This window comes from Rhodococcus sp. NPDC058639, from assembly GCF_042717545.1.
Taxonomy (GTDB): Bacteria; Actinomycetota; Actinomycetes; order Mycobacteriales; family Mycobacteriaceae; genus Rhodococcus.
The window spans coordinates 17,530-30,871 of record NZ_JBHXRF010000006.1 but is presented as its reverse complement, the minus strand read 5'-3'; the positions used below and the strand labels follow the sequence as shown (position 1 = coordinate 30,871).

Here is a 13,342-nt window from a genome sequence, read left to right as displayed (position 1 = left end):
GCCCGGTCAGGTGGTGAGACCGTGTGTCAGGAGCGCTGCCAGTTCGCGGTAGGCCTGAGCGTCGGCCAGTCCCGTCGCCTCGGCGACCTGCCGTTGCTGGATTCGCACCATGACGGACGCGACGACGTCGGCGACGAAGGCCGCGTGCACGTCGCGGAGATCACCCGCGTCGACACCCTCGGAAATCAGCGTGCGCACCCGATCTGCCGCCATCCGGGTGTTGCGCTCGTACACCTCGCGCGCGACGGGAGTCCGGGCGATGTCCTCCATGAAGCGCGCGGATGCCGGTTCGAGTTGCCGTCCGACCGCCTCGAGATAGGTGCGGATCCGCGCTTCTGCTCCTGCACTGCGTGCGAGTTCTGCTTCGACGCGCTCGGTGGCACCCCGGAAGAAGTGCACCGTGACGGCATAGACCAGCCGGTCCTTGTTCTCCGCGAGCGCGTAGAGCGTGGACTTCGAGCAATGGAGGCGGGCGGCGACGTCGTCGAGGGTGAGGTGTGCGAAGCCCTCGGCCAGAAACATCGCGACAAGCTGGTCGAACAGTTGGGCCCGGCGCGCGGTCGTCCGGCGCGTCTCCGCTCTTGTCATACTTAGAACAGTACTGCAGTATCTTTCTCAGTACTGTTTCTGAGGAGGAACCCTGTGGCTGTCGAGCGTCTTCTGCCCACCCAAGAGGCCTACGACCTGATCGAGCTGACCCGCGACGTCGCCGACAAGGTCCTGGCCCCGCGCGTCGACGAGCACGAGCGCGCCGAGACGTTCCCGGAGGGTGTGTTCCCGGCGCTCGGTGCGGCGGGCCTGCTGAGCCTGCCGTACCCCGAGGAGTTCGGCGGCGGCGACCAGCCGTACGAGGTCTACCTGCAGGTCCTCGAAGAACTCGGAGCCCGGTGGGCTGCGGTCGCGGTCGCGGTGAGCGTGCACGGCCTCTCCTGTTTCGCCCTGGCCACCCACGGCACCGACGAACAGAAGAACGCGTGGCTTCCGGACATGCTCGGCGGCAACACCATCGGCGCGTACAGCCTGTCCGAGCCGCAGGCCGGATCGGATGCCGCCGCACTCGCGTGCCGGGCGACGGCCGTCGACGGCGGGTATCGCATCACCGGATCGAAGGCGTGGATCACCAACGGCGGCAAGGCGGATTTCTATACGTTGTTCGCGCGTACCGCCGACACCGGTTCGAAGGGCATCTCGTGCTTCCTCGTGCCCGACGGAACCGAGGGCCTGAGCTTCGGCAAGCCCGAGGAGAAGATGGGCCTGCACGCGATCCCCACCACCGCAGCGCATTACGACGACGCGTTCGTCCCGGCCGACCGTCGTATCGGCGCCGAAGGCCAGGGGCTGCCCATCGCGTTCAGCGCGCTGGATTCGGGCCGCCTGGGCATCGCCGCTGTTGCGACCGGTATCGCGCAGGCAGCGCTCGACGAGGCCACCGCCTACGCCAAGGAACGCAAAGCGTTCGGCAAGCGCATCATCGACCACCAGGGTCTCGGATTCGTCCTCGCCGACATGGCGGCGGCAGTCGACTCCGCCCGCGCCACCTACCTCGACGCCGCGCGCCGCAAGGACGCGGGACTCCCCTACTCACGCCAGGCCTCGGTCGCGAAACTCGTCGCGACGGACGCCGCCATGAAGGTCACCACCGATGCCGTGCAGGTGCTCGGCGGCTATGGGTACACGCGCGATTTCCCCGTCGAACGGTTCATGCGCGATGCCAAGATCACGCAGATCTTCGAGGGCACCAACCAGATTCAGCGTCTGGTGATCGCACGGTCCCTGGCCGGCTGAGCCGGACCGGCGGTCCCCGGACCGGGCGAGTCTCCGTCTAGTCGTGCGCGCCGATCAGCGCGCGGAGCGCGGCGATCTCGGCGTCGAGCGCGGCGCGCCCGGCCGGGGTGATCGTGACCCAGGTACGTGTGCGTCCTTTGCCTTCTTCGCGGGTGCTCTCGAGCAGTCCCGCGTCGACGAGCACTTTGAGATGACGGTTCAGATTTCCGTCCGTCAGGCGCAGCGTTTCCCGGAGCACACCGAATTGCATCGACGCACCGTCTCGGAGAAGTGAGAGAATTCCGAGGCGGGTGCGTTGGTGGACGACGTCGTCGAGGCCGAGCGTCGGATGCTCGTCCGGCGAAGACGTGTCAGGCATGTGCACGTCCCGGATCCGCCTGCGCGAGTTCGACCATCGCCGCGACGACCGCTCCTGTCCCGACGACGAGCGTCATGATCATCCCTGCGTTCCCCCACCCTCCGAGCGCGACGACAACGGTCGCGACCGCGGTCGATGCGGCGAAGAACGCGGTCGGCGCCGATCGCCACACCAGAGCGAATATCCCGAAGCCGCAGGCGATCACGAGCCACGGCAGGAAGTCTGCGCTGTCTCCGGCGAACCACAGCAGGAAGCCCGCGACGACGAGGAGCATCACGACGCCGGTTGCGAACACGATCGTGCCGCGCATCATGGGCAGTTGCACGCGACGGGTGGCGAAGTACCACCCCGTGACCACCGCGGAGAGCGGAGTCACGACAGCCCAGTAACCGGTCGCGTTGCCGCCGAGCAGAAGCGCGACCGGTAGTGCCGCGAACACCGCGACGGACACGACGAGAAGTGGGAACCACGCGGGCGACGACAGCCTTCTCCCCTGCCGCGACCACTGGTCGATGTCGGTGATGAGATCCTGCGCCTGGGCGGCGTCGCATTCACTGTGCGAGGGAGGGTTCATGCCGTTCACTTTGCAATGCAAAGTGAACGCTGTCAATGGGTCGGCGCCGACAATCCGGTAACGGTGCAGTTGCGAAGACAGCAGGACTGCCGTTGCGCCGACCGGCGCGACACGACATGAGACGGCGACGAGACCCTCAGCAGCAGCCCGGCACGATGGGCCCGCGGACTTCACGGGTCGCGACATTGCGTGCGGCGAGTTCGTCGTCCGTCGGATAATCGACGCGCACGAGCGAGAGTCCGTGCGCGGGCGCGACGGCGACCGATGCGGCGCGCTCGCGTTCGTGCAGCAACTCGGTCATCCATTCGACGCTGCGCCGGCCCTCACCGACGGCGAGGGCAGCACCGACGAGGCTTCGCACCATCGACCAGCAGAACGCGTCGGCACTGACATAGGCGGTGAGAATGTCGCCGTCGCGCGACCAGTCGTAGCGCTGGAGTTCGCGAACCGTCGTGGCGCCGTCGCGGCGTTTGCAGAACGCGGCGAAATCGTGCAGTCCGAGAAGCGACCGGGATGCACGCTGCATCGCCTCGAGGTCGACGGCCTTCGGCCACGCCACGGTGTCGCGCGCACGCAAAGGCTCCGCACCGTACGGCGCCGTGGTCAACCGGTATTCGTAGTGGCGGCGGATCGCGGAGAACCGCGCGTCGAAATGCGCCGGCGCCACGGAGATTGCGGTCACCCGGATATCGCGGGGAAGAAACCGTGCCAGTCGGCGGATCCATCGCGAAGGGTCGTCGGGCAGTGCCGCTGTGGGCACGTCGACGTGCGCGACCTGACCGGACGCGTGCACACCGGCGTCGGTCCGGCCTGCGACGGTGAGCAGCACAGGGGTACGCACGATCGCGCCGAGTTTCTCCTCGATCTCGCCGCACACCGTGCGGCGGCCGGGCTGCCGTGCCCATCCGGAGAAGTCGGTGCCGTCGTAGGCGATATCGAGCCGGAGCCGGGTGAGCTCGGGCCCGTCCGCAACAGCGGGGTCATGGGAAGCGACGAGCCCGCCGCCCTCGGAAGGGTCGGCGGGCTCGTGTGCTTCAGCAGATGCCGAAACCAAGGGAACTAGTCCTTCTTGGCCTCGTCGGCATCGGCGGCCGTAGCGGTGTCGTCCTCGATCGACTCGATGACGGCATCCGCGTTCTCGACCTGGGCATCGGTGGCGTCGGCCTCGACGGCCTCCACCACGTTGTCCTCGGCAGCCGGAGCAGACTGCGACGCGGCGACGCGACGAGCGCGATCCGCCTCGTTGCTGACCGTCTTCTCACGGACGAGCTCGATGACCGCCATGGGGGCGTTGTCGCCCTTGCGCGGCATCGTCTTGATGATGCGGGTGTAGCCACCGTTGCGATCCTCGAAGGAAGGACCGATCTCCGCGAAGAGCGTGTGGACGACGTCCTTGTTGCGGAGGACCTTCAGCACCTCACGACGCGAAGCCAACGTGTTGGCCTTTGCGTGCGTGACGAGCTTCTCGGCGTACGGGCGCAGGGCCTTTGCCTTGGACTCGGTGGTGGTGATGCGGCCGTGCTCGAAGAGCGCGGTGGCCAGGTTGGCGAAGATCGCCTTCTGGTGCGAGGCCGACCCGCCGAAGCGGGCGCCCTTCTTGGGCTTGGGCATGATTTTCTCCTAGTAACGGACCGTGAGCTGCTACAGCTGCTCGGTCTCGGCGTAGTCCTCGTTGCCGTCGGTCTCACTGAAGGAGCCGGGCTCGGTGTCGCTCCAGGTACCGGTCGCGGCGTCGTAACCGGCCACGGTGCTGGGGTCGAACGAAGCGGGGCTGTCCTTGAGCGACAGGCCGAGCGAGTGCAGCTTGACCTTGACCTCATCGATGGACTTCTGACCGAAGTTGCGGATGTCGAGCAGATCGGACTCCGTGCGTGCCACGAGCTCACCGACGGTGTGAACGCCTTCGCGCTTGAGGCAGTTGTAGGACCGGACCGTGAGGTCGAGGTCCTCGATCGGAAGTCCGAAGGAGGCGATGTGGTCGGCCTCGGCGGGCGAGGGACCGATCTCGATACCCTCTGCTTCGACATTCAGCTCACGAGCCAGACCGAAGAGCTCCACGAGGGTCTTACCCGCCGAAGCGAGCGCGTCCCGCGCCGTGATGGAGTTCTTGGTCTCCACGTCGAGAATCAGCCGATCGAAGTCGGTGCGCTGCTCGACGCGGGTCGCTTCCACCTTGTACGTCACCTTGAGCACGGGCGAGTAGATCGAGTCGACCGGGATACGGCCGATCTCGGCGCCGGACGCCTTGTTCTGGACGGCGGGGACGTAGCCGCGACCGCGCTCGACGACGAGCTCGATCTCCAGCTTTCCCTTGTCGTTCAGGGTGGCGATGTGCAGGTCCGGGTTATGGATGGTGACACCGGCCGGGGGGACGATGTCGCCGGCCGTAACGGTGCCGGGACCCTGCTTGCGGACGTACATGGTGACCGGCTCGTCCTCTTCCGAGCCGACCACGAGGCCCTTGAGGTTCAGGATGATGTCGGTGACATCCTCCTTCACCCCCGGAACCGTGGTGAACTCGTGGAGCACGCCGTCGATGCGAATGCTGGTGACGGCTGCGCCCGGGATCGAGGAGAGCAGGGTGCGACGAAGCGAGTTGCCGAGTGTGTACCCGAAGCCAGGCTCGAGGGGTTCGATGACGAACTTCGAACGGTTGTCAGCGATGACCTCTTCGGTCAGGGTGGGTCGCTGCGAAATGAGCATCTGTTGCCTCCTTGTGGGCGTCCGCTATTTGACGCCCTGGTGGATGGGTGTGTGTTTCTCCGGCCCGAAGGACCGGAGAAACACACGGCACTAAGTGCCTTACTTCGAGTAGTACTCGACGATGAGCTGTTCCTGCAGCGGGATGTCGATCTGTGCGCGCTCGGGAAGCTGGTGAACCAGCACCCGCAGACGCGAACCGACGACCTGCAGCCAACCCGGGATGGGGCGATCGCCCTGGGTCTCACGGGCCACCTGGAAGGGCAGCGTGCTCAGCGACTTCTCGCGGACATCGATGATGTCGTACTGCGAGACGCGGTAGCTGGGGATGTCGACCTTCTTGCCGTTGACAAGGAAGTGACCGTGGCTGACCAGCTGGCGAGCCTGCCGACGCGTGCGGGCGAGGCCGGCACGGTAGACGACATTGTCCAGACGCGACTCGAGGATCGTGAGCAGCACCTCACCGGTCTTACCGGGGCGGCTGGCGGCTTCCTCGTAGTAACGACGGAACTGCTTCTCCATGATGCCGTAGGAGAAGCGAGCCTTCTGCTTCTCCTGCAGCTGGAGCAGGTACTCGCTCTCCTTGATCCGCGCGCGACCGTGCTGGCCGGGCGGGTAGGGGCGGCGCTCGAAGGCCTGATCGCCTCCGACCAGGTCGACGCGGAGACGACGCGACTTACGTGTAACGGGACCGGTATAACGTGCCATGACTTAGAACCTTTTCCTTTCCCGTATTAGACGCGACGCCGCTTGGGCGGACGGCAACCATTGTGCGGCTGGGGCGTGACGTCGGAGATGGTGCCGACCTCGAGGCCTGCGGCCTGGAGGGAGCGGATCGCGGTTTCGCGGCCCGAACCGGGGCCCTTCACGAAAACGTCGACCTTCTTGACACCGTGCTCCTGCGCCTTGCGGGCAGCGCTCTCGGCGGCGAGCTGCGCGGCGAACGGGGTCGACTTGCGCGAACCCTTGAAGCCGACGTGGCCCGACGACGCCCAGGAGATCACGTTGCCCTGGGGATCGGTGATGGACACGATGGTGTTGTTGAAGGTGCTCTTGATGTGAGCGGCGCCGTGCGGAACATTCTTCTTGTCCCTGCGCCGTGCCTTCTGGGTCTTCTTCGGACCGGCGGTGCGTGACTTGGGAGGCATTACTTCTTCTTTCCTGCGACGGTGCGCTTCGGACCCTTGCGGGTACGGGCGTTGGTCTTGGTGCGCTGTCCACGCACGGGCAGACCACGACGATGCCGCAGGCCCTGGTAGCAGCCGATCTCGATCTTGCGGCGGATATCCGCCTGGACCTCGCGGCGGAGGTCACCCTCGACCTTGTAGCTTTCCTCGATGTGCTCGCGGAGCTTGGCGAGATCCTCGTCGGACAGATCCTTGCTGCGCAGATCCGGGTTCACGCCGGTCGCCGCAAGGATTTCCTGGGAGCGCGTACGGCCGATGCCGTAGATGTAAGTGAGTGCGATCTCCATCCGCTTTTCACGGGGTAGATCGACACCTGCGAGACGTGCCATGTGGCATTCCTATTCGGTGTGCGGAGGTCTGCTCCCAGCCCGTCCCCTGCGTCGAAAAACTGTGTAAGTCGATAAACACAGTGGGGCCCCGGCCTCCGAACCGGGGGTTGATCGCACAGCTCCTCGACTGATCGAGGATCGTAACCGTGCGACTGGTGCTGGAAGGTCTTCTTTGCTTGTTGCCAAGCAGATCTTCGAGACGAAGGTCCGATCTAGCCCTGACGCTGCTTGTGACGCAGGTTCTCGCAGATCACCATGACCCGTCCGTTACGACGGATCACCTTGCACTTCTCGCAGATCTTCTTGACGCTAGGCTGAACCTTCACGTGCGTCCGATCTCCTGTATGTGCGCCCCCGGACACGGCTGACCGCGACCGAAGACAGGGTTCCCCCCGACCGTATAGCCGGGGAAGCTTCTACTTGTACCGGTAGACGATGCGTCCACGCGTCAAGTCGTAGGGCGAAAGCTCCACGACCACGCGGTCCTCGGGAAGAATACGAATGTAGTGCTGGCGCATCTTGCCGCTGATGTGGGCCAGAACTTTATGACCGTTCTCCAGCTCGATGCGGAACATCGCATTGGGCAGTGGTTCGACAACCCGGCCCTCGACCTCGATTGCCCCGTCCTTCTTAGCCATATCCTCCGCGATCCGTCGTTCGATGTGTGGTTGCATCGGCATCCGTTACCGTGACGCTCGGCCTCCGGAAGTCGCGCGAATCGAGATTCGACACGTACCGACCCGGAGCGCAGCGCGCACCACCGGTCAATGCTACGGGAGTTTTCCCACCAGGCCAAATGGAGACGGACGAGGAGGACACGAGTTGCGGGCGCTGATTCAGCGGGTGACGACCGCGGCGGTTGCGGTGGAGGGCGACGAGGTTGCCCGGATCACGCCCCCACCCGGCGGGCACGGCCTGCTCGTGCTCGTGGGGGTGACCCACGACGACGACGCGGCGAAAGCGGCGACACTCGCCCGCAAGGTGTGGACGATGCGCATCCTCGAAGACGAGAAATCTGCGTCCGATGTGGGTGCTCCGGTGCTGGTCGTCAGCCAGTTCACGCTGATGGCCGACACCCGGAAGAGCCGGCGGCCGTCCTGGTCGGCGGCGGCACCGCGCAGTGTGGCGGAACCTCTCGTCGAGGAGTTCACGTCCGCGTTGCGTGCGCTCGGCGCACACGTCGAAACGGGCGTGTTCGGCGCACACATGGAGGTGAGCCTCGTCAACGACGGGCCGGTGACCCTGATCGTCGAGGTGTGACGAACGCCGCTACTCGGGGCGCAGCGTGAGAATGCGCGGACCCGACTCGGTGACCGCGACGGTGTGCTCCCAATGCGCGGCGCGGCTGCCGTCCGACGTGACCACGGTCCAATCGTCTGCGAGCACTTCGGTCTCGTACGTGCCGAGAGTGAGCATCGGCTCGATCGCGAGCACCGATCCGACGACCAGCTGCGGTCCCTTGCCGGGCGCACCTTCGTTCGCCAGGAAAGGCTCCATGTGCATTTCGCGGCCGATGCCGTGGCCGCCGTAGCCGTCCACGATCCCGAAGGGACGGCCGAACAACTTCTCGGCGGCGTGCGTGCCGTTCTCGATCGCGTGCGAGACGTCGGTGAGACGGTTGCCCGGAAGCATCGCCGCGATACCGGCCTCCATTGACAGCCGCGTCGCCTCGCTCAGATCGGCATCCTCTTGTGCGAGTTCACCCACCCCGAATGTCCATGCCGAGTCGCCGTGCCAGCCGTCGAGAATCGCGCCGCAGTCGATGGAGACCAGATCACCTTCGGCGAGGATGTCGTCCGCCGAAGGGATGCCGTGGACCACGCGGTCGTTGACCGAGGAGCAGATCGACCCGGTGAAACCGTTGTATCCCAGGAAGGACGGAACGGCGCCCGCATCACGGATCACCGCTTCCGCCACCCGGTCGAGTTCCAGGGTGCTCACGCCCGGCTTCGCCGCGTCCCGCACCGCCACGAGTGCGGCGCCGACGATCGCGCCGGCAGCCGCCATCGCGTCGAGTTCACCGGCCGTACGGAACGGAACCACCTTGCGCTTGCGCCCGAAACCCATGTCGAAACTTCCTACGTGTTACTTGCCGAGCGCTGCGAGCGCACGGGCGTTGATCTCCTCGACGTCACCGATGGCGTCGACCGTGATGATCGCGTCGCGGTAGTAGTCGAGCAGCGGAGCTGTCTCCTCGCGGTAGACCCGGAGGCGATTACGGATGACGTCCTCGGTGTCGTCGGCGCGGCCGCGGGCGAGCATGCGCCCGACGACGACGTCCTCGTCGATGACGAAGGACAGCACGCCGTCGAGGGCGACGCCGAGGTCCTGCAGGATGTTCTCGAGTTCCTTGGCCTGCTCGACGCTGCGCGGGAAGCCGTCGAGGAGGAACCCGTGTGCCGCGTCGGGCTCGCCGAGACGGTCGCGCACCATGTTGTTCGTGATCTCTGCGGGTACGAGGTCTCCCGCGTCGATGTACTTCTTGGCCTCGACGCCGAGCGGCGTTCCCTGTCCGATGTTGGCGCGGAACAGATCGCCGGTCGAGATCGCGGGGACACCGAGCTTGTCGGACAGGATCGCGGCCTGCGTGCCCTTTCCGGCACCGGGAGGACCGAGGAGTACAAGTCTCACTTGAGGAACCCTTCGTAGTTACGCTGCATCAATTGACTTTCGATCTGCTTGACGGTGTCCAGCGCGACACTGACAAGAATGAGCACCGCGGCGCCACCGAAAATGCTCGAGGCAGTCTGGCCCCCGGACAAGAAGAAGTTCGGCAGGGTTGCGATGAGACCGAGGTAGATCGAGCCCGGGACCGTGATGCGGTTGAGCACGAAGCTGAGGTACTCGGCGGTGGGCCGGCCCGGACGGATGCCCGGGATGAAGCCGCCGTACTTCTTCATCTCGTCGGCTCGTTCCTCCGGATTGAAGGTGATCGCGACGTAGAAGAACACGAAGAAGACGATCAACGCGAAGTAGATCGAGATGTAGACCGGGTTGCTCGGATCGATCAGGTACGTGTTGACGATGCGCTGCCACCAGTTCGGGTCGACCGCTGACGTCGCGCCGGTGAGCTGCCCGATGAGATTCGGCAGGTACAGCAGCGACGACGCGAAGATGACCGGGATGATGCCGGCCTGGTTGACCTTGAGCGGCAGGTACGTCGACGAACCGCCGTACATGCGCCGGCCCACCATGCGCTTGGCGTACTGGACCGGGATACGGCGCTGGCCCTGCTCGACGAACACGACACCGGTGATGATGACCAGCGCCACCACCAGCACGATCGCGAAGACGAGGCCGCCGCGGGATTCGAGGATGGTGCGACCCTCGGTCGGGAGCGCAGCAGCGATACCCGAGAAGATCAGCAGCGACATGCCGTTGCCGACACCGCGCTCGGTGATGAGTTCACCGAACCACATGACGACGGCGGCACCGGCAGTCATGACCAGGACGATGACGACCATCGCGAAGATGCTGTCGTCGGCGAGGATCGGCTCGGAGCAGCCCTGGAGCAGCTGCCCACGGGCAGCGAGGGCCACGATGCCGGTGGCTTGGAGAACGGCGAGCGCGACGGCCAGATAACGCGTGTACTGCGTCATCTTGGCCTGACCGGACTGGCCCTCCTTGCGCAACTCCTCGAAGCGAGGGATGACGACGGTGAGCAGCTGGACGATGATGCTCGCGGTGATGAACGGCATGATGCCGATCGCGAACACCGACAGCTGCAGCAGCGCACCACCGGAGAAGAGATTGATCAACGAGTAGATGCCGGCTTGATCGCCACCGGCAAGCTGATCGACACAGGCCTGGACGTTGCCGTAGTCGACGCCCGGGGACGGCACGGTCGCACCGAGGCGATACAGGGCCACGAGACCGAGGGCGATGAGAATCTTCCGCCTCAGGTCCGGTGTCCTGAGGGCCGAAACGAAGGCGGAAAGCAAAGATCCTCCTGGCAGGCCGATCGGGGACGGCGGGTCGACTTCGGACCCGTCGGAAAAGTAGACAACTCTAAAACTCTAACAGTGTGCCCTCAGCGGGCGAGTACGCCGGTAGCGTACTTCAACTCGGTGAAAGCACGAACGGCCGCGATGCAGGGTTCTGCAACGCGGCCGTTCGCGAGCCTTGGCTCACATGATCGAACAGGTCAGACCAGTTCGGTCGTGGTGCCGCCGGCAGCGGCGATCTTTTCCTTGGCGGAGCCCGAGAACTTGTTGGCGGTGACCTGCACGGCCACCGACAGCTCGCCCTCGCCGAGCACCTTCACGAGCTGGTTCTTGCGGACCAGTCCGTTCGAGACGAGCTCGTCGATGCCGATCTGGCCACCCTCGGGGAAAACCCGTGCGATGTCGCCGACATTGACGATCTGGTACTCGGTGCGGAATGCGTTCTTGAAGCCCTTGAGCTTCGGGAGACGCATGTGAATCGGCATCTGGCCACCTTCGAAGGCTGCCGACACGTTCTTACGTGCCTTCGTACCCTTCGTACCGCGACCAGCGGTCTTGCCCTTGGAACCCTCGCCACGTCCGACGCGGGTCTTTTCGGTCTTCGCGCCCGGAGCCGGGCGCAGGTGATGCAGCTTGATGGTCATTTTCAGACCTCCTCAACGGTCACGAGGTGACGCACCACGTTGATCAAGCCACGGTTCTGCGCATTGTCCTCGCGGACGACGGACTGACGGATCTTCCGCAGACCGAGGGTGCGCAGGCTGTCCCGCTGATTCGACTTGGCGCCGATGGTGCTCTTGATCTGGGTGATCTTCAGCTCTGCCATTACTTCACGCTCCCAGCAGCCTGTGCACGGGCGCGAAGCATGCCGGCGGGGGCAACTTCCTCGAGGGAGAGACCACGGCGAGCCGCGACCTCTTCCGGACGCTGCAGGCTCTTGAGAGCCGCAACCGTCGCGTGCACCACATTGATGGCGTTGTCGGAGCCCAGGGACTTCGACAGGATGTCGGAGATGCCCGCGCACTCCAGCACGGCACGCACCGCGCCACCGGCGATAACACCGGTACCCGGCGAAGCCGGACGCAGCATGACGATGCCTGCTGCGGCCTCACCCTGAACCGGGTGGGTGATGGTGGTGGCGATCATCGGCACGCGGAAGAAGCCCTTGCGAGCCTCTTCGACGCCCTTCTGGATGGCCGCGGGAACTTCCTTGGCCTTGCCGTAGCCGACGCCGACCAAGCCGTTACCGTCGCCCACGATCACCAGAGCGGTGAAGCTGAAGCGACGGCCGCCCTTGACGACCTTCGACACACGGTTGATCGAGACGACACGCTCGATAAAGTTCGACTTCTCGGCAGCGTTGCCGCCACGCGAGTCGCGGTCACGGCGGTCACGACCGCCGCGGTTGTCACCGCTGCTGCTGCTGTTGGGGTTCTGGCCGGCAGGGCCGCTGCCGCCGTCACGCCGCTGACGTCCCGGCATCAGGCGTTCCTTCCGTTCGAAAAAGTCATCATCAGAACTTCAACCCGCTTTCGCGAGCCGCGTCCGCGAGGGCCGCGATACGGCCGCTGTAGGTGTGGCCACCGCGGTCGAAGACCACGGCCTCCACGCCGGCAGCCTTGGCGCGCTCGGCGATCAGCTGACCGACCTTCGCGCCACGAGCCTTCTTGTCGCCCTCGACAGCACGCACATCGGGTTCGATGGTCGAAGCTGCGGCGAGGGTCGTACCCGTCAGGTCGTCGATCAACTGCACATGCATGTGACGCGACGACCGGTTCACGACGAGACGCGGACGCTCGGTGGTACCGGAGATCTTCTTGCGGAGGCGGAAGTGACGACGCGTCTTCGAGAGGCGACGCGTGGTGGACACGTCCTTGCCGCGCGGAATGCGCTTTGCCTTCTGGTTCTCGGTCTGGCTCATGATCACTTACCCGTCTTTCCGACCTTGCGACGGACCTGTTCACCCTCGTAGCGGATGCCCTTGCCCTTGTACGGGTCGGACTTGCGCAGCCGGCGGATGTTGGCAGCGATCTGGCCGACCTTCTGCTTGTCGATCCCCGAGATCGAGAACTTCGTCGGGGTCTCGACGGCAAACGTGATGCCCTCGGGCGCTTCGATCAGCACCGGGTGGCTGTAGCCCAGGGAGAACTCGAGGTCCTTACCCTTGAGGGCCACGCGATAGCCGACACCGAAGATTTCCATCTTCGTGGTGTAGCCCTCGGTCACGCCGACGATGAGGTTCTGCACCAGGGTCCGGGACAGACCGTGCAGCGCACGGCTGCGACGCTCGTCATTCGGACGCGTGACGTTGATTGCTCCGTCATCACCCTTGGTGACGACGATGGGCTCGGCGACCGTCAGCGAGAGGTTGCCCTTGGGGCCCTTCACTGCGACGGCCTGGCCATCGATGTCCACCTCGACACCCGAGGGGACGACTACGGGGAGTTTTCCGATTCGCGACATTG

The 13,342-nt window shown here is 65.3% G+C and carries 21 protein-coding genes; 2 read left to right on the top strand and 19 right to left on the bottom strand.

All coding sequences use genetic code 11. The features are described 5' to 3' along the window. Window positions 1-6: 6 nt before the first annotated feature. Window positions 7-588 (bottom strand): TetR/AcrR family transcriptional regulator, encoded by a 582-nt coding sequence (locus ACFWU2_RS12940; protein WP_378606364.1) that lies wholly within the window; start codon window positions 586-588, stop codon window positions 7-9. Between the two features lie 54 nt (window positions 589-642). Between ACFWU2_RS12940 and ACFWU2_RS12935 the strand changes: the two genes are divergently transcribed. Beyond that, a complete protein-coding gene (locus ACFWU2_RS12935) occupies window positions 643-1,785 on the top strand; it encodes an acyl-CoA dehydrogenase family protein (RefSeq protein ID WP_169651619.1) in 1,143 nt (380 codons plus the stop codon). A 37-nt stretch (window positions 1,786-1,822) separates the two neighbouring features. Here ACFWU2_RS12935 and ACFWU2_RS12930 read toward each other — a convergent pair whose 3' ends face one another. From ACFWU2_RS12930 to infA, 10 genes are all read right to left on the bottom strand, one after another. Further along, on the bottom strand, window positions 1,823-2,143 hold the full coding sequence (locus tag ACFWU2_RS12930; protein WP_169619953.1) for a transcriptional regulator: 321 nt from the start codon (window positions 2,141-2,143) through the stop codon (window positions 1,823-1,825). Then, window positions 2,136-2,717 (bottom strand): hypothetical protein, encoded by a 582-nt coding sequence (locus ACFWU2_RS12925; RefSeq protein ID WP_378606360.1) that lies wholly within the window; start codon window positions 2,715-2,717, stop codon window positions 2,136-2,138. Before ACFWU2_RS12925 ends, ACFWU2_RS12930 begins: the two co-directional genes overlap by 8 nt. A gap of 136 nt (window positions 2,718-2,853) precedes the next feature. After that, window positions 2,854-3,771 (bottom strand): tRNA pseudouridine(38-40) synthase TruA, encoded by a 918-nt coding sequence (gene truA, locus ACFWU2_RS12920; protein ID WP_378606358.1) that lies wholly within the window; start codon window positions 3,769-3,771, stop codon window positions 2,854-2,856. 5 nt (window positions 3,772-3,776) lie between these two features. Continuing rightward, window positions 3,777-4,328, bottom strand: a complete 552-nt coding sequence (rplQ, locus tag ACFWU2_RS12915) for a 50S ribosomal protein L17 (RefSeq protein ID WP_169619956.1) — start codon at window positions 4,326-4,328, stop codon at window positions 3,777-3,779. Window positions 4,329-4,358: 30 nt separating this feature from the next. After that, the gene (locus ACFWU2_RS12910) at window positions 4,359-5,420 is read right to left on the bottom strand and encodes a DNA-directed RNA polymerase subunit alpha (RefSeq protein ID WP_072699589.1); all 1,062 of its coding nucleotides are present in this window, start codon (window positions 5,418-5,420) and stop codon (window positions 4,359-4,361) included. Between the two features lie 99 nt (window positions 5,421-5,519). Next, the gene (gene rpsD / locus ACFWU2_RS12905; protein WP_378606353.1) at window positions 5,520-6,125 is read right to left on the bottom strand and encodes a 30S ribosomal protein S4; all 606 of its coding nucleotides are present in this window, start codon (window positions 6,123-6,125) and stop codon (window positions 5,520-5,522) included. A 26-nt stretch (window positions 6,126-6,151) separates the two neighbouring features. Further along, window positions 6,152-6,565, bottom strand: coding sequence for a 30S ribosomal protein S11 (gene rpsK, locus ACFWU2_RS12900; protein WP_072699591.1), 414 nt, complete (start codon window positions 6,563-6,565; stop codon window positions 6,152-6,154). After that, window positions 6,565-6,933 (bottom strand): 30S ribosomal protein S13, encoded by a 369-nt coding sequence (gene rpsM, locus ACFWU2_RS12895; protein ID WP_072699592.1) that lies wholly within the window; start codon window positions 6,931-6,933, stop codon window positions 6,565-6,567. Before rpsM ends, rpsK begins: the two co-directional genes overlap by 1 nt. 212 nt (window positions 6,934-7,145) lie before the next feature. Further along, on the bottom strand, window positions 7,146-7,259 hold the full coding sequence (rpmJ, locus tag ACFWU2_RS12890; RefSeq protein ID WP_003938068.1) for a 50S ribosomal protein L36: 114 nt from the start codon (window positions 7,257-7,259) through the stop codon (window positions 7,146-7,148). Window positions 7,260-7,349: 90 nt separating this feature from the next. Next, window positions 7,350-7,571, bottom strand: coding sequence for a translation initiation factor IF-1 (infA, locus tag ACFWU2_RS12885; protein ID WP_005140011.1), 222 nt, complete (start codon window positions 7,569-7,571; stop codon window positions 7,350-7,352). Between the two features lie 184 nt (window positions 7,572-7,755). On the opposite strand from infA, the gene dtd reads away from it, so the two are divergent. Further along, the gene (dtd, locus tag ACFWU2_RS12880) at window positions 7,756-8,193 is read left to right on the top strand and encodes a D-aminoacyl-tRNA deacylase (protein WP_378606348.1); all 438 of its coding nucleotides are present in this window, start codon (window positions 7,756-7,758) and stop codon (window positions 8,191-8,193) included. A gap of 9 nt (window positions 8,194-8,202) precedes the next feature. Here the strand turns inward: dtd and map are convergent, their stop codons facing one another. The 8 genes from map to rplF form a co-directional block, all read right to left on the bottom strand. Beyond that, window positions 8,203-9,000: a type I methionyl aminopeptidase gene (map, locus tag ACFWU2_RS12875; RefSeq protein ID WP_378606345.1), complete on the bottom strand. Its 798-nt coding sequence runs from the start codon at window positions 8,998-9,000 to the stop codon at window positions 8,203-8,205. Between the two features lie 18 nt (window positions 9,001-9,018). Next, window positions 9,019-9,564, bottom strand: coding sequence for an adenylate kinase (locus ACFWU2_RS12870; RefSeq protein WP_169619961.1), 546 nt, complete (start codon window positions 9,562-9,564; stop codon window positions 9,019-9,021). Continuing rightward, window positions 9,561-10,874: a preprotein translocase subunit SecY gene (gene secY, locus ACFWU2_RS12865; protein ID WP_378606342.1), complete on the bottom strand. Its 1,314-nt coding sequence runs from the start codon at window positions 10,872-10,874 to the stop codon at window positions 9,561-9,563. Before secY ends, ACFWU2_RS12870 begins: the two co-directional genes overlap by 4 nt. Window positions 10,875-11,077: 203 nt before the next feature. Then, a complete protein-coding gene (gene rplO, locus ACFWU2_RS12860) occupies window positions 11,078-11,521 on the bottom strand; it encodes a 50S ribosomal protein L15 (RefSeq protein ID WP_169619963.1) in 444 nt (147 codons plus the stop codon). A 2-nt stretch (window positions 11,522-11,523) separates the two neighbouring features. Beyond that, window positions 11,524-11,703, bottom strand: coding sequence for a 50S ribosomal protein L30 (rpmD, locus tag ACFWU2_RS12855; RefSeq protein WP_006554593.1), 180 nt, complete (start codon window positions 11,701-11,703; stop codon window positions 11,524-11,526). Then, window positions 11,703-12,359: a 30S ribosomal protein S5 gene (gene rpsE, locus ACFWU2_RS12850; RefSeq protein ID WP_378606339.1), complete on the bottom strand. Its 657-nt coding sequence runs from the start codon at window positions 12,357-12,359 to the stop codon at window positions 11,703-11,705. Before rpsE ends, rpmD begins: the two co-directional genes overlap by 1 nt. 31 nt (window positions 12,360-12,390) lie before the next feature. Continuing rightward, complete coding sequence (gene rplR, locus ACFWU2_RS12845; RefSeq protein ID WP_169619965.1) at window positions 12,391-12,798, bottom strand: 50S ribosomal protein L18; 408 nt, start codon at window positions 12,796-12,798, stop codon at window positions 12,391-12,393. A gap of 2 nt (window positions 12,799-12,800) precedes the next feature. Beyond that, entirely contained in the window at window positions 12,801-13,340 is a 540-nt protein-coding gene (rplF, locus tag ACFWU2_RS12840) for a 50S ribosomal protein L6 (protein WP_378606336.1), read from the bottom strand. Window positions 13,341-13,342: the final 2 nt, after the last annotated feature.

Excerpts from the sequence above, each read along its gene's own strand:
- map (WP_378606345.1), bottom strand. The coding sequence starts at position 9,000 with ATGGGTTTCGGGCGCAAGCGCAAGGTGGTTCCGTTCCGTACGGCCGGT.
- rplR (WP_169619965.1), bottom strand. The coding sequence starts at position 12,798 with ATGAGCCAGACCGAGAACCAGAAGGCAAAGCGCATTCCGCGCGGCAAG.
- ACFWU2_RS12925 (WP_378606360.1), bottom strand. The coding sequence starts at position 2,717 with ATGAACCCTCCCTCGCACAGTGAATGCGACGCCGCCCAGGCGCAGGAT.
- rpsE (WP_378606339.1), bottom strand. The coding sequence starts at position 12,359 with ATGCCGGGACGTCAGCGGCGTGACGGCGGCAGCGGCCCTGCCGGCCAG.
- rpsM (WP_072699592.1), bottom strand. The coding sequence starts at position 6,933 with ATGGCACGTCTCGCAGGTGTCGATCTACCCCGTGAAAAGCGGATGGAG.
- rplQ (WP_169619956.1), bottom strand. The coding sequence starts at position 4,328 with ATGCCCAAGCCCAAGAAGGGCGCCCGCTTCGGCGGGTCGGCCTCGCAC.
- rpsK (WP_072699591.1), bottom strand. The coding sequence starts at position 6,565 with ATGCCTCCCAAGTCACGCACCGCCGGTCCGAAGAAGACCCAGAAGGCA.
- ACFWU2_RS12930 (WP_169619953.1), bottom strand. The coding sequence starts at position 2,143 with ATGCCTGACACGTCTTCGCCGGACGAGCATCCGACGCTCGGCCTCGAC.
- ACFWU2_RS12910 (WP_072699589.1), bottom strand. The coding sequence starts at position 5,420 with ATGCTCATTTCGCAGCGACCCACCCTGACCGAAGAGGTCATCGCTGAC.
- infA (WP_005140011.1), bottom strand. The coding sequence starts at position 7,571 with ATGGCTAAGAAGGACGGGGCAATCGAGGTCGAGGGCCGGGTTGTCGAA.
- rpsD (WP_378606353.1), bottom strand. The coding sequence starts at position 6,125 with ATGGCACGTTATACCGGTCCCGTTACACGTAAGTCGCGTCGTCTCCGC.
- rplO (WP_169619963.1), bottom strand. The coding sequence starts at position 11,521 with ATGACCATCAAGCTGCATCACCTGCGCCCGGCTCCGGGCGCGAAGACC.
- rpmD (WP_006554593.1), bottom strand. The coding sequence starts at position 11,703 with ATGGCAGAGCTGAAGATCACCCAGATCAAGAGCACCATCGGCGCCAAG.
- ACFWU2_RS12940 (WP_378606364.1), bottom strand. The coding sequence starts at position 588 with ATGACAAGAGCGGAGACGCGCCGGACGACCGCGCGCCGGGCCCAACTG.
- rplF (WP_378606336.1), bottom strand. The coding sequence starts at position 13,340 with ATGTCGCGAATCGGAAAACTCCCCGTAGTCGTCCCCTCGGGTGTCGAG.